General features: G+C 72.8%; 15 protein-coding genes and 1 pseudogene. 9 read left to right on the forward strand and 7 right to left on the reverse strand.

Features of this window, described 5'->3' with window-relative positions; translation table 11 throughout:
* From G6W55_RS14735 to G6W55_RS14760, 6 genes are all read left to right on the forward strand, one after another.
* The coding region (locus tag G6W55_RS14735; RefSeq protein WP_175521280.1) for an alpha-glucosidase C-terminal domain-containing protein at positions 1 to 1,181 on the forward strand (1,181 nt) is incomplete at its 5' end.
* Positions 1,182 to 1,209: 28 nt separating this feature from the next.
* On the forward strand, positions 1,210 to 2,571 hold the full coding sequence (locus G6W55_RS14740) for a maltokinase (RefSeq protein ID WP_085209180.1): 1,362 nt from the start codon (positions 1,210 to 1,212) through the stop codon (positions 2,569 to 2,571).
* Between the two features lie 3 nt (positions 2,572 to 2,574).
* Complete coding sequence (gene glgB, locus G6W55_RS14745) at positions 2,575 to 4,779, forward strand: 1,4-alpha-glucan branching enzyme (RefSeq protein WP_175521281.1); 2,205 nt, start codon at positions 2,575 to 2,577, stop codon at positions 4,777 to 4,779.
* A gap of 69 nt (positions 4,780 to 4,848) precedes the next feature.
* Positions 4,849 to 5,943 carry a glutamate--cysteine ligase gene (locus tag G6W55_RS14750; RefSeq protein WP_175521282.1) on the forward strand — a complete coding sequence of 365 codons (1,095 nt, stop codon included), beginning with the start codon at positions 4,849 to 4,851 and terminating at the stop codon, positions 5,941 to 5,943.
* Between the two features lie 141 nt (positions 5,944 to 6,084).
* Positions 6,085 to 7,989: a long-chain fatty acid--CoA ligase gene (locus tag G6W55_RS14755; protein ID WP_175521283.1), complete on the forward strand. Its 1,905-nt coding sequence runs from the start codon at positions 6,085 to 6,087 to the stop codon at positions 7,987 to 7,989.
* Between the two features lie 120 nt (positions 7,990 to 8,109).
* Positions 8,110 to 8,544, forward strand: coding sequence for an ATP-binding protein (locus G6W55_RS14760; protein WP_175521284.1), 435 nt, complete (start codon positions 8,110 to 8,112; stop codon positions 8,542 to 8,544).
* A 44-nt stretch (positions 8,545 to 8,588) separates the two neighbouring features.
* Here the strand turns inward: G6W55_RS14760 and G6W55_RS14765 are convergent, their stop codons facing one another.
* Entirely contained in the window at positions 8,589 to 8,963 is a 375-nt protein-coding gene (locus G6W55_RS14765) for a PRC-barrel domain containing protein (protein WP_175521285.1), read from the reverse strand.
* Between the two features lie 191 nt (positions 8,964 to 9,154).
* Between G6W55_RS14765 and G6W55_RS14770 the strand changes: the two genes are divergently transcribed.
* Positions 9,155 to 10,540, forward strand: a complete 1,386-nt coding sequence (locus tag G6W55_RS14770; protein WP_175521286.1) for an NAD(P)/FAD-dependent oxidoreductase — start codon at positions 9,155 to 9,157, stop codon at positions 10,538 to 10,540.
* Positions 10,537 to 12,795, forward strand: a complete 2,259-nt coding sequence (locus tag G6W55_RS14775) for an FUSC family protein (protein ID WP_175521287.1) — start codon at positions 10,537 to 10,539, stop codon at positions 12,793 to 12,795. The genes G6W55_RS14770 and G6W55_RS14775 overlap by 4 nt, the downstream gene beginning before the upstream one ends.
* Positions 12,796 to 12,874: 79 nt before the next feature.
* Here the strand turns inward: G6W55_RS14775 and G6W55_RS14780 are convergent, their stop codons facing one another.
* From G6W55_RS14780 to G6W55_RS14790, 3 genes are all read right to left on the reverse strand, one after another.
* Positions 12,875 to 13,765, reverse strand: coding sequence for an ANTAR domain-containing protein (locus tag G6W55_RS14780; RefSeq protein ID WP_175521288.1), 891 nt, complete (start codon positions 13,763 to 13,765; stop codon positions 12,875 to 12,877).
* Positions 13,766 to 13,839: 74 nt separating this feature from the next.
* Positions 13,840 to 14,688, reverse strand: a complete 849-nt coding sequence (locus G6W55_RS14785) for a SigB/SigF/SigG family RNA polymerase sigma factor (protein WP_175521289.1) — start codon at positions 14,686 to 14,688, stop codon at positions 13,840 to 13,842.
* A 215-nt stretch (positions 14,689 to 14,903) separates the two neighbouring features.
* Positions 14,904 to 15,365, reverse strand: coding sequence for an ATP-binding protein (locus G6W55_RS14790; RefSeq protein WP_175521290.1), 462 nt, complete (start codon positions 15,363 to 15,365; stop codon positions 14,904 to 14,906).
* A 364-nt stretch (positions 15,366 to 15,729) separates the two neighbouring features.
* Between G6W55_RS14790 and G6W55_RS14795 the strand changes: the two genes are divergently transcribed.
* Positions 15,730 to 16,185, forward strand: coding sequence for a cyclic nucleotide-binding domain-containing protein (locus G6W55_RS14795; protein WP_175521291.1), 456 nt, complete (start codon positions 15,730 to 15,732; stop codon positions 16,183 to 16,185).
* A gap of 317 nt (positions 16,186 to 16,502) precedes the next feature.
* On the opposite strand, the pseudogene G6W55_RS38655 reads toward G6W55_RS14795, so the two are convergent.
* The 3 genes and pseudogenes from G6W55_RS38655 to G6W55_RS14805 form a co-directional block, all read right to left on the reverse strand.
* Positions 16,503 to 16,816: pseudogene (locus G6W55_RS38655) on the reverse strand (hypothetical protein); the annotation flags it as partial.
* A 460-nt stretch (positions 16,817 to 17,276) separates the two neighbouring features.
* A complete protein-coding gene (locus G6W55_RS14800) occupies positions 17,277 to 18,608 on the reverse strand; it encodes an MFS transporter (RefSeq protein WP_175521292.1) in 1,332 nt (443 codons plus the stop codon).
* A gap of 102 nt (positions 18,609 to 18,710) precedes the next feature.
* Entirely contained in the window at positions 18,711 to 19,328 is a 618-nt protein-coding gene (locus tag G6W55_RS14805) for a LysE/ArgO family amino acid transporter (RefSeq protein WP_175521293.1), read from the reverse strand.
* Positions 19,329 to 19,377 lie beyond the last annotated feature (49 nt).

A 19,377-nucleotide genomic window follows, 5' to 3' on the forward strand; every position in this document is an offset into this window, starting at 1 on the left:
ACCGCTTCTTCTCCCACCAGCCCGACCTCAACTACGAGAACCCCGCGGTCCAGGAAGAGATCCTGGCCGCCCTGAGGTTCTGGCTGGACCTCGGCATCGACGGCTTCCGGCTCGACGCGGTGCCGTATCTGTACGCCGCCGAGGGCACCAACTGCGAGAATCTCCCGGCCACGCACGAGTTCCTGCGGCGGGTGCGGCGTGAGATCGACGCCCAGTACCCCGACACGGTGATCCTGGCGGAGGCCAACCAGTGGCCCGAGGACGTCGTGGACTACTTCGGCGACTACGCCTCCGGCGGCGACGAATGCCACATGGCCTTCCACTTCCCCGTCATGCCCCGCATCTTCATGGCCGTCCGCCGCGAATCCCGCCACCCCGTCTCCGAAATCCTCGCCAAGACCCCCGCCATCCCCAGCCGCTGCCAATGGGGCATCTTCCTGCGCAACCACGACGAGCTCACCCTCGAAATGGTCACCGACGAAGAACGCGACTACATGTACGCGGAATACGCCAAAGACCCCCGCATGCGCGCCAACATCGGCATCCGCCGCCGCCTCGCCACCCTCCTCGACAACGACCGCAACCAGATCGAACTCTTCACCGCCCTCCTCCTCTCCCTCCCCGGCTCACCGATCCTCTACTACGGCGACGAGATCGGCATGGGCGACAACATCTGGCTCGGCGACCGCGACGCCGTCCGCACCCCCATGCAATGGACCCCCGACCGCAACGCCGGCTTCTCCTCCTGCGACCCCGGACGCCTCTTCCTCCCCGCCATCATGGACCCCGTCTACGGCTACCAGGTCACCAACGTCGAAGCCTCGATGTCCGATCCGTCGTCGCTGCTGCACTGGACCCGCCGCATGATCGAGATCCGTAAGCAGAACCCGGCGTTCGGGCTCGGCTCCTACACGGAGTTGCAGTCCTCCAATCCGGCCGTCCTCGCGTTCCTGCGGGAGTACGAGGACGACCTGGTGCTGTGCGTGCACAACTTCTCCCGCTTCGCACAGCCGACCGAACTCGACCTGCGCCGGTTCGACGGCCGCCACCCTGTGGAGCTGTTCGGCGGGGTGCGCTTCCCCGCCATCGGCGAGCTGCCCTACTTGCTCACGCTCGCGGGGCACGGCTTCTACTGGTTCCGGCTCACCCGAGCCGTGGCCCGGGCCGGCCGACGCCGGTGAGTGCGCGCCGAGGAAAGGATGGGTCACCGTGACGAAGACCGCCCCCCTGCGAACGAGCACCGCGAGCGAGGTCCGCTCGGTCGGGCCGCTGGCCGCCCTCCTGCGGGAGTGGCTGCCGCGGCAGCGCTGGTTCGCCGGCAAGGACCGGCCCCTCACCGATCTGCGCATGCTGTCGATGACGGAGCTGTATCCGGGGTGTCTGCATCTGCTGGTGCACGCCGGGCAGTCGGGTGTGCCGACGCCCGGCAACACCCCTCCGGCCGGTGACTGCTATCAGCTCCTCCTCGGTCTCCAGGAGCATCTGTCGCCCCGGCTGGGGCGGGCCCTGATCGGCAGGGTGGAGGAGGGCCCGCTGGCCGGGCTGACGGTGCACGACGCGTTGCAGGACCCCCGGTCGGCGCATCTGCTCCTGGAGCGGATGCGCCATCCCGGCACGCTGGGTCCGCTGTGCTTCGAGTCGGACCCGTCGGTGCCGGTGCCGGCCGGGCTCGCGCCGCGGCTGCTGGAGGCCGAGCAGTCCAACACCTCGCTGGTGTACGGCGACGCGTTCATCCTGAAGATCTTCCGGCGGATCCAGCCCGGGGTGAACCCCGATCTGGAGGTGCCGGTCGCGCTGGCCGGGCAGGGCTGCCGGCGGGTGCCCGCGCCGGTGGCCTGGTTCCGGACGACGCATCCGCAGGAGGCGACGCTCGGGGTGCTCCAGCCGTTCCTGCCGGACGCCTCGGACGGCTGGACGCTGGCGCTGAAGGCGCTGGCCCGCGGTGAGGACTTCACGTCCGAGGCGGCGGAGCTGGGCCGGGCCACGGCGGACGTCCATCTGGCGCTGGCCGCGGCCCTGCCGGCCGGTCCGGACGCCGAGGACGGGCGGACGGCGGCGGCGATGACCGAGCGGCTGGAGGCGGCCGCCCACCACGTCCCGGCGCTGCGGCCGTTCGTGCCGGGGCTGACCACGGCGTTCGCCGCGCTCGCGGTGTGCGACCAGGGTCCGCCGGCCCAGCGGATCCACGGCGATCTGCATCTCGGGCAGGTGCTGCGGGCCGGGCGCGACTGGTTCGTCATCGACTTCGAGGGCGAGCCGTCCCGGCCGCTGGCGGAGCGGTGCCTCGCGCACTCGCCGGTGCGGGACATCGCGGGCATGCTGCGGTCCTTCGACTACGCGGCCCGGCAGCGCCGGCCGTGGCGTCCGGAGTGGGCGCGCCGCTGCCGGGAGGCGTTCTGCGCGGGCTACGCGGCCCGGGCCGGGTGGGATCCGCGCAAGAAGCACGCCCTTTTGCGTGCCTATGAGACGGATCGCGCCGTTTACGAAGTGCTGTACGAGGCCCGCAACCGGCCCGACTGGCTACCCGTACCCATGGCGGCGATCGAACGACTCGCCGTCCGAGGAGGCTGACCCATGGCCCTGCGCGACACCGCCCTCCCCGAAGCGGCCGGTCCCCGGCCGCTCGCGGCGCCCGCGCTCGACCCCGCCGACCGTGCGCGACTGCTGGCGGGCGCCCATCACGACCCGCACTCCCTGCTGGGCGCGCATCCGGTGCCCGGCGGGGTGGTGTTCCGGGCCCTGCGGCCCTTCGCGGAGTCGGTGGCGGTCGTCGTCGACGGTGTGTCCACCCCGCTCGTGTCGGAGGAGGACGGCCTGTTCGCGGCCGTCCTGCCGCTGGACGCGGTGCCCGCGTACACGCTGCGGGTGGCATACGGCGGGGACGAGCGGGAGGTGGAGGACCCGTACCGGTTCCTGCCGGCGCTCGGCGACCTGGATCTGCATCTGGTGCGGGAGGGCCGGCACGAGGAGCTGTGGCGGGCGCTCGGCGCGGAGCCGATGACCCACCAGGGCGTGACCGGCACCCGGTTCACGGTGTGGGCGCCGAACGCGCGGGGGGTGCGGGTGGCGGGCGACTTCTGCTGCTGGGACGGGACCGCGTTCCCGATGCGCTCGCTGGGCGCGGCCGGGGTGTGGGAGCTGTTCCTGCCGGGCATCGGCGAGGGCGCCCGGTACAAGTTCGAGATCACCTCGCGGCACGGCGGCCGGTTCCTGAAGGCGGACCCGATGGCGCGGCGCGCGGAGGTCCCGCCGGACACCGCGTCGATCGTGCACGCCTCGCACTACACCTGGGGCGACGCGGAGTGGATGGCGCACCGGGGTGACGTGCCGGTGCATGTGGCGCCGTTCTCGGTGTACGAGGTGCATCTGCCGTCCTGGCGGCCGGGGCTCTCCTACCGTGAGCTGGCCGAGGTGCTGCCGGCCTATGTCACCGATCTCGGCTTCACGCATGTGGAGTTGATGCCGGTGGCGCAGCACCCGTTCTCGGGTTCCTGGGGTTACCAGGTCACCGGTTTCTACGCGCCGACGGCCCGGCTGGGCACCCCGGACGACTTCAAGTTCCTGGTGGACGCGCTGCACCGGGCGGGTGTCGGGGTGATCGTGGACTGGGTGCCGGCGCACTTCCCGAAGGACGACTGGGCGCTGGCCCGGTTCGACGGGGATCCGCTGTACGAGCCCGGGGACGCGCGCCGGGCGGAGCACCCGGACTGGGGGACGTTCGAGTTCGACTTCGGACGGGTGGAGGTGCGCAACTTCCTGGTAGCCAACGCCACGTACTGGTGCGAGGAGTTCCACATCGACGGGCTGCGGGTCGACGCCGTCGCCTCGATGCTCTACCTGGACTACTCGCGGGACTCGGGGCAGTGGGCGCCGAACGTGTTCGGGGGCCGGGAGGACCTGGACGCGGTGGCCTTCCTCCAGGAGATGAACGCCACCGTCTACCGGCGCAATCCCGGGGTGGTGACGATCGCGGAGGAGTCGACGGCCTGGGAGGGCGTGACCCGGCCGACCGACAGCGGCGGTCTGGGCTTCGGGCTGAAGTGGAACATGGGCTGGATGCACGACTCGCTCCAGTACATCGCCAAGGAGCCGGTGCACCGCAAGTACCACCATCACGAGATGACGTTCTCGATGGTGTACGCGTACAGCGAGAACTACGTGCTGCCCATCTCCCACGACGAAGTGGTGCACGGCAAGCAGGCGCTGGTCTCCAAGATGCCCGGCGACTGGTGGCAGCGGCGCGCCAACCACCGTGCCTATCTGGGCTTCATGTGGGCCCACCCGGGCAAGCAACTCCTCTTCATGGGGCAGGAGTTCGCGCAGGGCGCGGAGTGGTCGGAGGCCCACGGCCCGGAGTGGTGGCTGCTCGACGACGACTACGCCTCGGCAGGCGACCACCGCGGGGTGCGGGACCTGGTCCGTGAGCTGAACACCGTGTACCGGGCCACGCCGGCACTGTGGGAGCGGGACACGGACCCGGGCGGTTTCCGGTGGGTGGTGGGCGACGCCGCCGACGACAACGTCTTCGCGTTCCTGCGCTACGGCGACGGCGGGGTCCCGCTGCTGGCGGTCAGCAACTTCTCGCCGGTGGTGCGGCACGACTACCGGCTCGCGGTGCCCGAGGAGGTGCCGGCGTGGGCGGAGGTCCTCAACACCGACGACGGCCGCTTCGGCGGCGGCGGGGTCGGGCCGTCCGGGCCGGTGAAGGCCGCGAACGGGGAGGTCTGGCTGACGCTGCCGCCGCTGGCCACCGTCTGGCTGGTGCCGTCGGCCGTGTGAACCCTCGCCGGCTGGGAAGTCGGGGGCGTACCACCCGCCGTACCGCCCGCCGCAGAGAGGCCGCATCCCGTGCGCACCGTAGGAGTGGAGGAGGAACTCCTCCTCGTGGACCCGGAGACCGGGGAACCGCGGGCGTTGTCCGCCGCGGTCCTGGCGCGCGCCGCGCGGCGCGAGGAGCCCGAGGAGGAGCCCTCCTTCCAGAAGGAACTGCACGCGCAGATGGTCGAGTTCGCCACCCGTCCGCAGTCGCGGACGGACGAGCTGGCCGCCGAACTGACGCGGCTGCGCGGGGAGGCGGCGCGGCACGCCGAGGAAGCGGGGTGCGCGGTGGCCGCGCTGGCCACCTCGCCCCTGGCGGTGCGCCCCTCGGTCAGCGTGGGGCGGCGCTACCGGTGGATGGCGGAGCAGTACGGCATCGCGACGCGGGAGCAGATCGTGTGCGGCTGCCATGTCCATGTGTCGGTGGACTCGGACGAGGAGGGCGTCGCGGTCCTCGACCGGATCCGGCCGTGGCTGCCGGTGCTGATGGCGCTGAGCGCCAACTCGCCGTTCTGGCAGGGGCGGGAGACGGGGTACGCCAGCTACCGGCGGCGGGTGTGGCTGCGCTGGCCCTCGGCCGGTCCGACCGAACTCTTCGGCACGGCCGGGGCGTACCACCGGCGGGTGGCGGACATGGTGGCCACCGGCACGGTCCTCGACGAGGCGATGGTGTACTTCGACGCCCGGCTGTCGGCGCGCTATCCGACGGTGGAGGTGCGGGTGGCGGACGTGTGTCTGCGCGCCGACACCGCGGTGCTGATGGCCGTTCTGGTGCGGGCGCTGGTGGAGACGGCGGCGCGGGCGTGGGCGGCGGGCGAGGAGCCGGTGGACCACAGCATCAGCCTGCTGCGGCTCGCCGACTGGCGGGCGGCCCGCTCCGGGCTGACCGGCGATCTGGTGCATCCGGTGACCATGCGGCACGCCCCCGCGGAGCGGGTGGTCGGGGATCTGCTGGAGCACGTGGGCGACGCCCTGGCCGACAGCGGTGACCTGGAGCGGGCGCGCGCGTCCTGCGCGGCGCTGCTGCGGGAGGGCGACGGGGCGCGGGTGCAGCGCGAGGTGTGGGAGCGGACGGGGAGTCTGCGGGAGGTCGTCGCCGCCTGTGTGCGGCTCACGCAGGGATGACGCTCCGGACACGCTGAGATCATCAACGCGCTTTACTTACTCCGTTCCCGGCCACAACCGGTCCCACCTGGGCTACATTCGCCACGGTCGATAACAGTTCTCATCGACGGAGTCACCCTTCGTACACGTCAGGAGCAGCGTATGCGCGACTTCGCTCTCGCTCCCCCAGCCGTCTCGCCCCTGACCGGAGGGCTCGCCGACAGCGTCTTCGACACAGCCGCCCGTACGCCGACCCTGCCCGTCCTGGCCCGCCGGCGTGACCCCGCCTCCGTGACCTGGGAGGAAGTGACGGCGGTCGAGCTGCGGGACGAGGTCGTCGACCTGGCCAAGGGGTTCGTGGCGTCCGGGATATCCCCCGGTCACCGCGTCGCGATCATGGCGCGCACCCGGTACGAGTGGACCGTTCTCAGTTACGCGCTGTGGGCGGTGGGCGCCGAGGTCGTCCCCGTGTACCCGACGTCGTCGCGCGAGCAGGTCGAATGGATCCTGCGGGACTCCGGCTGCGTGGGCGTGGTCGTCGAGGACGAGCAGAGCGTGATGACCGTCGGCTCGGTGTGTGCGACGCTGCGGACGCTGCGCCATGTCTGGCAGCTCGACGCGGGCGCCTTCGAGGACCTCACCCGGCGCGGCGAGCGGGTCCCGCTGACGACGGTGGACTCGCTGCGCCGGATCGTGCTGCCCGACTCCACGGCGGTGATCGCCTACACCTCCGGCACCTCGGGCCGCCCTCTCGGCTGCGCGCTCACCCACGCCGGTCTGGCCAGCCCCTGCGACACCCTGCTGGCCGGCTGGGGCCACACGGCGGCGCCCGCGGGCGAGCAGGGCAGCGTCCTCGCCTTCCTGCCGTTCTCCCATGTGTACGGGCTGATGATCCAGGGCCTGTGCATCCGCGGCGGCATCATGATGGGCCATGAGCCGGACCTGAGCACCGAGGCGCTGGCGGAGGCGCTGCGCACGTTCCGGCCGACGTATCTGTACGCGGTCCCCTCCGTCTACGAGAAGATCTACAAGAACTTCCTGCGGTCCGCCCAGGAGGCCGGCCGCGGGGCGCTGTTCGAGCGGGCGGCGGAGACGGCCCGGGACTTCGCGGCGGCCGTGGAACGCCACCGGCTGGGCCGGGGGTCCGGGCCCGGACTCGATCTGCGGCTCCAGCACTCCGTGTTCGAGCGGACCGTCTACCGCAAGCTGCGCGCCTCGCTCGGCGGCCGGGTGCACCGCGGCACCTCGGGCGGCTCCCCGCTCACCCGCGATCTGTCGCTGTTCTACGAGGGCATCGGCATCTACGTCCACGACGGCTACGGGCTGACCGAGACCAGCGGCGGGATCACCATGCAGCCGCTGGGCCAGGAGAAGTCCGGCACGGTCGGACAGGTCCTGCCGGGCATGGACCTGCGGGTGGCGGACGACGGGGAGATCCTGGTGCGCGGCCCCTCGGTGTTCCAGGGGTACGTCAACGACGACGCGTCGACCCGGGCGGCGCTGCGCGGCGGCTGGCTGGCCACCGGCGACCTGGGGTTCCTGGACTCCGACGGCTATCTGACGATCACCGGGCGCAAGAAGGACGTCATCATCACCAGCAGCGGCAAGAGCGTGGCGCCGACCGCGCTGGAGCAGCGGCTGCGGATGCATCCCCTGGTCCACCAGGCGGTGGTGGTGGGCGACAACCGGCCCTGTGTGGGCGCGCTGATCACCCTGGACCCCGAGTTCCTGGCGCACTGGCGCGGCGGTCTGATGCTGCACGGCGACACGTCGAGCCGGGAGGCGCGGGAGGAGAACGCGCTGCGGGAGGAGATCGCCCGCGCGGTGGCCGCGGCCAACAGCGCCGTGTCCCGCTCGGAGTCCATCCGGGCCTTCCGGATCCTGCCCCAGCCGTTCGACCAGTCCAACGGGCTGCTGACGCCGTCGATGAAACTGCGCCGGGACTCGATCGTGGCGCACTACGCGGCGGAGATCGAGGCGATGTACCAGGCCCGGGCGCGGATGCCCCGGCAGAGCCCGCAGGAGGAAGTACTGACCTGGGACGACACGGACGACGTGTTCCGCTGAGGTGATCCCGGATCGTACGCGTAGGGCTCGTGGCGCCGGGAACCCTGCAAGGGGGCGACGCGACAGAGCCGTACGAGAAAGGAAGCCGGTCCACCGATGGCTGTGGGGCCGCACACCACCATGTCAACCGAGCCGCGGGGCAACGACTCATCGACCTCCTGGGCGGTTCCGGAACGGACCGCCCGCTTCACCGGCGAGCCGCAGGACGTGACGGGTGCCCGGCTGGCGACGGTGGAGTTCCTGCGCGTGCTGGCCCGCAGCGCACCGCCCTCGGCGCCGGAGTGCGCCCCGGACATCGTGCTGGTGGTGACCGAGCTGGCGGCGAACGCCGTGCAGTACGCGCCGGGCCCCTTCGAGCTGCGGCTGCGGCCCACGTTCGACGGGGTGCACGTCACGCTGTCCGACACCAGTTCCGTGCTGCCGGAGCCGCGCGCCTTCCGGCCGGAGAGCGGGGGCGGCGGCATCGGCTGGCATCTGGTCCACGCGCTGTGCCGTCAGGTCAGCGTGGTGCCCAGCGGCTCCGGCAAGGACGTGCACGTGTTCCTGCCCTGGTGATCCGGCCGCCCCCGTCCGCCCCCCCCGTCCGCCCCGCCGGCCGCTCAGGCGGGCGGGGTGCCGTGCGAGGTCGGACGGCGGTAGTGGGCGCCGACCCCGGCCAGGTACGAGGGGTCCTGGGTCTCGCTGTCGGTACGGAAACGCGGGGCCTGCTTGGCCTCGTCCCGGGTGCAGGACAGGGTGATCCTCCGGGCCTCGGGGTCGACGGACGTCACCACGCCGACCGGGACGACCGCGCTGTGGCCGAACACCCACAGACCCGCGTCGACGACCAGGTGCCGCAGCCCGTGCGGCGCGGCCTCGCGCTCCACCTCCCCGAGCGCCCCGTCGGCCGCCTGGACGGTGTACCCGGTGAGATCCAGTCCCTCGGCATGACCGCTGCCCGGCGCGTACGACCAGATTCCGTCGTCGATGGTCACGGTGTTTCCCCTCCTCGGTCTTGCTCAGCTCCCTACCCCCGAGGGGAGCACGCATTCGAGAAACGTTCGTCTGCATGCCTCGCCCGGCTGGCGCAACCCGGCCCGGCGCGGTGGGATCGACTGAGGTGCGAACCGCCCGAGGCGGGGCACGCGCCAGAGGTCGGGCAGACCGCCTGGAGCCGCAGAAAGGGATGGACAACGTGACACGACCCAGGATCCTGGTGGTGGGCGCGGGCTTCGCGGGAGTGGAGTGCGTGCGGCGTCTGGAACGCAGGCTCTCCGCGGACGAGGCCGAGATCACCCTGGTGACACCGTTCGCCTACCAGCTCTATCTGCCGCTGCTGCCGCAGGTCGCCTCCGGGGTGCTCACACCCCAGTCGATCGCCCTGTCCCTGCGCCGCAGCCGCAAGTACCGCACCCGGATCATCCCGGGCGGTGCCGTGGGCGTGGACCTCCGTGCGAAGGTCTGCGTCATCCGCACCATCACCGACGAGATGATCGACGAACCCTACGACCACATCGTGCTGGCTCCCGGCAGCGTCACCCGCACCTTCGACATCCCGGGGCTGACCGACCACGCCTTCGGGATGAAGACGCTCGCCGAGGCCGCGTACATCCGCGACCACGTCATCACCCAGCTCGACCTGGCCGACGCCAGCCAGGACCCCGCCGAGCGGGCGTCGCGGCTCCAGTTCGTGGTGGTGGGCGGCGGCTACGCGGGCACCGAGACCGCCGCCTGCCTCCAACTGCTCACCCACAACGCGGTCAAGCGCTATCCCCGGCTGGACCCGGGCCTCATCAAGTGGCATCTGATCGACATCGCGCCGAAGCTGATGCCCGAGCTGGGCGACAAGCTGGGCCGCAGCGCCCAGGAGGTGCTGCGCAAGCGCGGCATCGACATCTCGCTCGGGGTCTCCATCGCCAAGGCGGGCGCGGAGGAGGTCACCTTCACCGACGGCCGGGTGGTGCCGACCCGCACCCTGATCTGGACGGCCGGGGTGGTGGCGAGCCCGCTGATCGGCACGCTCGGCGCGGAGACGGTCCGCGGCCGGCTCGCCGTCACCTCGAAGATGAACCTGCCGGGACACGACGGGGTGTTCGCACTCGGCGACGCCGCCGCCGTACCGGACGAGGTGAAGGCCGCCCGGGGCGAGGAGAGCGCCGTCTGCCCGCCGACCGCCCAGCACGCGATGCGCCAGGGCAAGGTCGTCGCCGACAACGTCATCGCGACGCTGCGCGGGCAGGAACTGCGGCCGTACGAGCACAAGGACCTCGGTCTGGTGGTCGACCTGGGCGGCACGGACGCCGTGTCCAAGCCGCTCGGCATCGAGCTGCGGGGGCTGCCCGCGCAGGTCGTGGCCCGCGGCTACCACTGGTCGGCGCTGCGCACGGGCGTGGCCAAGGCGCGGGTGCTGACGAACTGGACGCTGAACGCGATCGCGGGCGACGATTTCGTCCGCACCGGCTTCCAGACCCGGCGGGCCGCCAAGCTGAAGGACTTCGAGTACACGGACGCCTACCTGACGCCCGAGCAGGTCAGGGCGCGCGTCGAGGGCACGGGCACCGGGTCCGGGTGACCGGCGCGGGGTCGCGGGCGGTGGCCCGGTGGAAGGACCGGGTCGCCGCGTCCGATCCCGGGCTCCTGCGGCTGACCGCCGGGCTGCGGACGGTGGGCGCGATCTCGCTGACGCTGGCCGTGCTGTCGCTGCTGGGGGCCGATGTCGACCAGCTCGTCGCCGGCGCGGTCGCCTCGATGGTCGCCACCTTCGCGGTCCGCGAGAAGAAGCGCGGCGGGCAGGCGATCACGCTGGCGCTGGGCCTGGTGGTGGCGCTGGTGTCGGTGTCGCTGGCCTCGCTGCTCAGCTCACGGGTGGTGATCGGGGACGTCTTCTTCGTCGTGTTCATCTTCTGCGCGGTGTACGGACGCCGGTTCGGCGACCGGGGCACGGCGCTCGGTCTGATCGGCTTCCAGGTCTACTTCCTGTCGCTGTTCGTCGCGGCCTCGCACGAGAGCCTGTGGGGGCTGTGGCGGGTGATCGCGGTCGCCTTCGCGTGCAGTGCGCTGGCCCGGTTCGTGCTGGTGCCGCAGAGTTCGGCGGGCATCCTCGACCGGCTGCGGCAGGCGTTCCGGGCGCGCCTGGCGCAGCTCCTGGACGCCCAGTTGGAGCTGCTGGACGCCGGTCCGCACGACGTGGAGAAGGCCCTCGCCCATGTGCGGGAGGGCAACGCCCGGCTGCACGAGAGCGCCCTGATGATCCAGGGCCGGCTGGACGAGGGCACCCCGGACGCCTCGATGGCCGGCCTGGTGCAGCGGCGTGTCGCCGACGCGGAGATCGCCGCGGAGCGGCTGGGGCTGCGGCTGCTCACCGCGCGCGGCGCCGAGCGGGCCGACACCCTGACCCTGCATCTGCCGGGCGCGCCGGTGCCGGAGGCCGGGCTGCTGCCGGTGCGGGACCCCGCGATCGACACCCTGCGCCGGGATCTGACGGCGCTGCGGATGCTCGTCCGGTACCCGGGGGTGACGGGGGCGCAGGCCGCGGTGAACGCGCAGGTGCGCAACCGGCTGCTGGGCTACCGGGAGGAGGAGAACCTGCCGGAGGCGTCGGAGCCGGTGCAGGACGTGTTCCGGGCGGTCGGCGAGGCGGCGCGGGCGGTGCTGGGGCTGCGGACCGCGCTGGACGGGCCGCAGGACGAGTCCGACGACAGTCCGGAGACCGCGCGGTCCCGGGAGGAGCTGGACGCGGAGGACGTGGCGATCGGCGCCGAGGAGGAGGAGACGGCGGCGGAGGAGGAGACCGGGCTGCGGCGGCCGACCACGCGGACGGCGGTGCAGGTCGCGGTCGGGTCGTCGCTGGCGATCGTGGGCGGCGAGCTGCTGTCCGAGCACCGCTGGTACTGGGCGGTGCTGACCTGCTGGATCGTGTTCATCAACACCTCCTCCACCGGGGAGATCCTGGTCAAGGGCTCCCGTCGGCTGCTGGGCACCGTGCTGGGCGTGGTCGCGGGCATCGGGCTGGCGGGTGTCGTCGGGCAGCACACGTGGACGGCGTTCGCGGTGGTGCTGCTGTGCGTGTTCGCGACGTACTACACGGCGCCGCTGTCGTACACGCTGATGTCGTTCTTCGTGACGGCGTCGCTGGGGGTGCTGTACACGCTGCTGCACACCTACAGCCTGTCGGTGCTGGTGCTGCGGATCGAGGAGACGGCGCTCGGTGCGGCCTGCGGGATCTTCGCGGCGGCGCTGGTGCTGCCGGTGCACACCGACCGGCGGACGAACGAGCTGCTGGTGACCGTCCTCGACCGGCTGGCGGACGTCACGGAGGCGGCCGTCGACCAGCTCAGCGGCGGGCCGCCGGTCGATCTGCTGGACCAGGCCCGGGAGCTGGACCAGGCGCTGGCGGATCTGCGGGCGGCGACCCAGCCGCTCACGCATCCGGTCACCCCGCTGCGGAGCCGGCGGGACACCGCCCGCTATGTCGTCGCCCTGCTGGAGACCTGCGCGTACCACGCCCGGTCGCTTGCGGCGACGGCCGAGCTGCTGCCCACGAACCCGTCGATCGCGGCCGACCCCCGGCTGCGGGACGTGGGGCAGCGCATCCTGCACAACATCCGGGCGCTCGCGGCGGGGGCGGCCGAGGAGCCCGCGGACGTCGAGGTGCTGGCCGGGCCGAGCATCGCGTCACTGCTGAAGCCGGGGGTGCCCGGGACGCCCCGCTACGGCCAGGTCACCGACCGGGTGCTACGGCATCTCCAGCGCCTGGACGAGGCGGTGCTCGGCCTCGCCCGGCCGCTGGAGCTGCCGGTGGCGCGGCCGTTGCAGGTGCCGGGGTGAGGGGGCGGGGGCTGCCGGTGGCGCGGCCGTTGCAGGTGCCGGGGTGAGGGGGCGGGGGCTGCCGCTGTGCCCTCAGTGGTCAGGCGGGGCGGTGCGCCGGGCGGTGGGCGCCGCGGCTCTCGCGGCCCAGGGCGTGCAGGTACTCCAGGGCGTCCAGCAGGACCGTGCGTTCGTACCAGGCGAGCCAGCGGCCCGCCTGGGCGCCCAGGGCGTCCAGGGCCTCGATGCGGGTGCGGTCCAGTTCGGGGAGCGGGCGGTCGGCGTGGGCCGAGACCATGCCGACGCAGTGACCGGCCGACGTGGTCAGGGGCACGCTGTGGCAGGCCCGGCTGCCTGCGGCGAGGATCGCCTCGCGGGCGGGCTCGCTGAACACCGGGTCGCTCTCCACGTCCCGGACGGTGACCTGGCTGAGGTCACGGGCGGCCCGGGCGCAGGAGGTGCCGTCCGCGCCGACGTGCTCGAAGAAGTCGACGAACTCCTCGCTCAGTCCGGTGTGCCGTTCCATGCGCAGCCCGCCCCTGACCCGGTCCACCGTCTGGACGTTGCCCATGCCGGTGCCGACGACGTCGAGGGTGCGGTCCAGTACGGCGGCCAGCACCGCGCCCCGGCTGCGGGCGCCCTCCGTGCCCGGCGGCAGGAAGCCCAGCGCCGGTTCGGGGTGCCGGACCCGCCGGGGGAACCACACCGCCGTCCGCTCGTCCGGGCGGACCGTGGTCACCAGGGCCCCGGCCAGGGTGCGCATCTTGACGTTGAACCGCTGCGACGCCCGGCGCATCAGGGTGAACGCGGCGTCCGCGTCGGGCAGGGCGTAGCGCTCCTGGAGCATGCCCTGTGCCTGGGAGATCAGCGGGTACGCCCGGACCCGGGCCCGTAGCGCCCGGACCTCGCCGCGCAGTCTGGTCAGTTCGTCGTCGGGGTCCGTGCCCTCCCCCGGCGTCTCGCGCGCCGCTCCGGGTCCCGCCGCGGTCATGAGACCTCCGTCCGCTCGCCGTCCTGCGACCGCGACTCGGCGGTCCCGGGTTCGCCTGCCCCGGCCTGCCGGTTTCAGGCCCCCGACGTGTCACGGTCCCGGTCGATGTCCAGGGCTTCCTGGCGGACCCGTGCGCAGCTCCGGCTGATGAGCCGGGAGACGTGCATCTGGCTGATGCCGAGCCGGTCGGCGATCCGGCTCTGCGTCATGTCCTCGAAGAAGCGCATGTAGAGGATGGCCCGCTCGCGCTCGGGGAGCCGGCGCAGGCCCTGCCGGGCGGACTCGCGGTCGACGACGACGTCGAAGGAGGTGTCGGGGCCGCCGAGGGTGTCGGCGAGGCTGTATCCGTCGTCGCCGGTGCGCAGTTCGGCGTCGAGCGACAGGGTGCTGTAGCTCTCCAGCGCCTCCAGGCCGGCGCTGACCTCGTCCTCGGTGAGGCCGGTGTGGGCGGCGATGTCGGCGACGGACGGCTCGCGGGTACCCGGGTTCTCGGTGAGTTCGCGGCGGGCGACGCGGACCTTGTTGCGGAGTTCCTGGACCCGGCGAGGGACGCGCAGCGCCCACATCCGGTCGCGGAAGTGGCGCTTGATCTCGCCGGTGACGGTGGGGACGGCGTAGCTCTCGAAAGCGCCGCGCTCGGGCTCGTAGCGGTCCACGGCCTTCACCAGGCCGAGGGCGGCCACCTGCCGCAGGTCCTCCACGGCCTCGCCGCGGTCGCGGAAGCGGCCGGCGATGCGGTGGGCCATGGGCAGCCAGGCGGTGACGAGTTCGTCGCGCAGGGCGTCCCTCTCGGGTCCGTCCGGGAGGGCGGCGAGGCGGGCGAACCTGCTCGCGGTGTCGGGGGCGTCGTCGTGGGTGCGCCGCGGAGCGGTGGTGGTGCGGGGGGCCGCTGCGGCACGGCTTGTCGACATGTCGATGGGCATGCGGAATCGCTCCTGAAGACGGGTTCCAGGGAATGACCGCGGGAGGAAGGGTGCCCGTCCGGGCACCGGGGAGCGCCCTGGACAGGGCATACCGCTCCCGTCGGCGCGCCTCCGGTCCGAAGCACGAACTCCGTCTGCCCGACACCTGGAGGAACAAACTCCGTGCGGCGAAACGGTGTTCGCGAGGGGCGGGCGCGTGGCCGCCGGCGTGGGGCTCAGAGAGCCGGGGTGGGCATGGCGGGCGCTGCGACCGGTGCGATCGGTACGACCGCGGTGATGCGCTTGCCGCCGTCGGGCAGTCCGGCCACCCGGACGTCCCGGGCGAGCCGCCGTACGATCGGCCAGCCGCGCCCTCCGAGGCGGTGCCGGCCCCGCTCGTCGAGGGGCCCGGTGGTCCGCGGCAGCCGCTCGCTGCGGTCGCTCACCGAGACATGGACGGTCCGTTCGTCGGCCTCGACGTCGTAGCCGGTGAGTCCGCCGCCGTGCAGGATGGCGTTGGTGGCGAGTTCGGAGGCGACGAGCAGCGCGTCGGTGCAGGTCCGCTCGTCGTACGGGCGGCCGGTGGCCGCGCATCGCCCCGCCACCGCGCGCCGTACGGCTCCGCGGACGTCGGAGGGCCGGTACGGCCCCGTCACCACGGGCGTGTCGGTCGTGTCGGTCGTGTCGTCTACAGGCATCCCTTCGCTCCCCACAGTGGTGTGGTCCTCGTAGTTCGCCTGACCGTCAGGGCCCGCCCCAAACCTGGCGGGGCCTCCCGGCAACCGTTGAAAGTGAAACAGGTCACTTGACCCAGTCGGGATTACACGAACGCCCCCTGAATGGTTTACCGTTCATACATACGTGGTGAGCGGGTCGGAGGACTCCTCCCCTCCCGGCACCACCCTGTGACCGCCCTGGCTGGCCTCCCCCGTCCAGCCAGGGCTTTTCTTTGCCCTCCCGCGGAAATATCCGTGCCGCCGAGGTGCCCGGGGCGCCGGTAGCGGCTGAAATGGGCTGAGGAGAAAAGCACCGCGACCGTTCTCCGGCGAGGAGCACCGCGCCATGACAAAAGCGACCAAACTCCTGACCGCCCTTCCCCCGCCCCAGCGCCGACGACTGATGGAGCTGGCCCGGGAGGTCTCGTTCCCGGAGGACACCCGGATCTTCGAGGCGGGCGGCGTCGCCGACCGCTTCTGGGTCGTCCGCTCCGGCGCGGTCTCCCTGGTCCAGGAGGTGACGACGGTCCAACGGGTCACCGTCGCCAGCCTGGGCGCGGGCGATCTGCTCGGCTGGTCCTGGCTCTTCCCGCCGTACCGCTGGGACTTCGGCGCGGAGGCGTTCAGCCCGGTCCGCGCCTACGAGTTCGAGGCCCAGCCCGTGACAAAACTCTGCGAGGAGGACCCGGCACTCGGCATGACCCTGGTCCGCCTGGTGGCCGAGATCCTCGCCCACCGCCTGGAAATGACCCGCAACCGCCTGATGGACCAGTACGGGACGCAGAGGCGGGGGGTGTACTAGGGCCCTTCTTTCGGATCTGGCCGGCTTCGAGCGACGGTGTGTCTCGGCGGGCCCGAGCGGGGTCTGGTGCGTGCAGATGCAAGGCGGAGGAGGGCGGCAACGCGATGGGGGTCCCCCCGCGCGAGCGCAGCCGAGCGTGGGGGAGTTGACAACCGACGACAACGCGGCTGGGGGTCCCCCCTCTGGGGGAGTGCGTGCCAGCCCCCGCGACCCCCGGCAAGATCCGAAAGAGAGGCCCTAGCCCCGGGCCGGGAGCCTGACCGAGCCGGAACCGGGCCGGATCGCAGCTCAGGCGAATCCAGGCTCGCGTCCGGGCCGGTGACCTGGTCGGCGAAGGCGAGGGTGAGCGAGGGATAGGGGCCGGGGGCCTCGCGCAGCACGCGCGCGGCGAGCTGGTAGCGGGTGGCGTCGGCGAGCAGCCGGGCGGTCGGCTCCAGGCCGATGCGCAGCCCGTGGTCGGTCAGCAGCCGGCCCGCGAAGGCGTGGTACGTCGAGATCACCGGGTCACCCGGCGGGTTGTCCGGGTCGATCACATCGGGGGGTGAGGTTGATGACCTGCTCAGGGCGACCTGGCTGGTGCCGACCAGCCGGACCACGCGCGCGGCATCACCGTCGTCTTGCTCGAGCCGGCCGAGTCCAGGCGCGGGACCCAGCGGCGCGGGACGTACCAGGACCAGGGCCGGACCGGGTCCCCGCCAGCCAGGACCGCGCCGCGCAAGGACCCAGGTCACACCGTGACACGGCGCCGCGTCACGGTCCGCGCCCCGTCCACCACGCGCCGCGCCGCGTGCCGGGCGGGATCGGGGCCTGGGTCCGGGCCGGGGCCAGGCCACATCCGCGCCGCGCCAACTCCAGGTCACGCAGGGACCCGCGCCGCATCACCGCCCACGCCCCCATCCAGCACGCACCACCTCAGGCGCCAGGCCGGATCCGCGCCCGCGTCTCGGGCCGTGCCGTGCCGTGCCGTGCCGTGTCAGGATCCGTGCCGGGCCCTGGTCGCGTCGGAGGCCGCGCCAAGCCCGGCCCCGTCCAAAGCCACGTCGCGTCCGGGACCAGGCCACATCCGGGCCCACGTCAGATCCGGGCCCCCGTCAGATCCGGTACCGCCGCAAAGCCGGTACCGTCGCTGCCAGGCCCAGCATCAGGACGATCACCAGGAGGCCGCCGCCCGCCACCGCCGCGCGGGGGCCGAAGGTGGCGCCTGCCGTGCCGTGGAGGACGTCGGCCAGGCGGGGGCCGCCTGCGACCACGACCGTGAAGACGCCCTGCATGCGGCCGCGCATCTCGTCCGTGGCGGCGGACAGCAGGATCGCGCCGCGGAAGACCATGGAGACCATGTCGGCGATCCCGGCGACGGCCAGGAACGCCACCGCCCACCACAGGCCGGCGCTCAGTCCGAAGGCGGCGATCGCCGCGCCCCACGCGACGACCGCCCAGATCACCATCCAGCCGTGCCGCCGCGCCCGCGCGAACGTGCCGGAGAACAGCCCGCCCAGCACCGCGCCCACCGGGATCGCCGCGAACAGCAGCCCGTAGGCCAGCCCCTCCCCGTAGGAGGCGTACGTCTCGGCGGCGAGCTGCGGGAACAGGGCGCGGGGCATGCCGAAGACCATGGCGATGACATCGGCGAGGAAGGACAGCAGCAGCACCTTGTGCCGGGCGATGTACCGGAAGCCCTCCACGATCTCCCGCAGGCCGGCCCGCCGGGCCACCGCGCCCGCGAGCGGCGGCAGCGCGGGCAGCCGGACGACCGCCCACAACGCCACGCACAGCGCGAACGCGTCGATGAGGTACAGCTCGGGCAGCCCGATCACCGGGATCAGCGCACCGGCCAGCAGCGGGCCCGCGACCAGGCCGGTCTGCATGACGGTCGAGCCGAGCGCGTTGGCCGCGGCCAGCTCCTCCGCCGGGACCAGCCGGGCGATGGAGGCGTTGCGGGCGGGCGCGTTGAGACCGAAGAACGCCTGCTGGACGGCGAGCAGCACCACCAGCACGCCCACCGAGTCGAGACCCGTGGCGGCCTGGATCCAGAACAGCACCGAGGTGACGGCGATCCCGGTGTTGGTGATCAGCAGCAGCCGGCGCCGGTCCATGGTGTCGGCGATCGCGCCGCCCCACAGGGCGAAGACGACCATCGGCAGCAGTCCGGCGAGACTGGCGTAGCCGACCCACGCGGAGGACCCGGTGATGTCGTAGATCTGCTTGGGCACGGCGACCGCGGTGAGCTGGCTGCCGACGGCCGTGACGATGGTGGAGGACCACAGCCGGCGGTAGGCGGGGCGGCGCAGCGGGCGGGTGTCCATGCCCCAGCGGCGCCAGCCGCGCCGGGGGCCGGCCTCCGTGGCTGGGTCGTCGTCGGGGCCGGCCTCGGGTGCGGTGCTGCTCTCGCTGGTGTCCACGGAGTTCCTGGGTGCTCGATACATCTTTCGGGTGCGGGAGCCACTATCCCAGCATCTTCCGTGGTGTTGCGGCCTCCGTGGACATCAGATCTCACATGATGGACATAAATGGCGCCCAGGAAAGACTCAGGCACCTGCGATGAGCAGCACGCCCAGGGTGATCATCGTGGCCGCGACGAGTCCGTCCAGGACGCGCCAGGCGGCGGGGCGGGTGAGGAAGCGGCCGAGCAGCCGGGCGCCGAAGCCGAGCGCGGCGAACCAGCAGAGGCTGGCGAACGCGGCCCCGAGCCCGAAGGTCCAGCGCAGCGGGCCCCGGTCGGCGGCGATCGAGCCCAGCAGGAAGACGGTGTCGAGGTAGACGTGCGGGTTGAGCCAGGTCAGCGCGAGGCAGGTGAGCACCGCCCGGCGCCGGGAGCCGGCGGGGTCGCCGTCCGTGCGCAGCGCGTCCGTGCCGGGCCGCAGCACCCGGCGCGCCGCGAGCACCCCGTACGCCAGCAGGAACGCGCCGCCGATCCAGCCCACCACGGTGAGCGCGTCCGGCCAGGCCACCACCAGGGCGCCCACCCCGGCGACGCCCAGGGCGATGAGCAGGGCGTCGGACAGGGCGCAGATCCCGACCACGGCGAGGACGGCGTCCCGGCGGACCCCCTGGCGCAGGACGAAGGCGTTCTGGGCGCCGATGGCGACGATGAGCGAGAGACCGGTGCCGAAGCCTGCGGCCGCGGCGGCGAGTGCGGTGGACATGACTCCCACGCTAGGCAGACGATCATCGCGGGTACAGCTAAAGATTCTT

The organism is Streptomyces sp. CAI-85 (genome assembly GCF_013363615.1).
GTDB classification, from domain to species: domain Bacteria; phylum Actinomycetota; class Actinomycetes; order Streptomycetales; family Streptomycetaceae; genus Streptomyces; species Streptomyces antibioticus_B.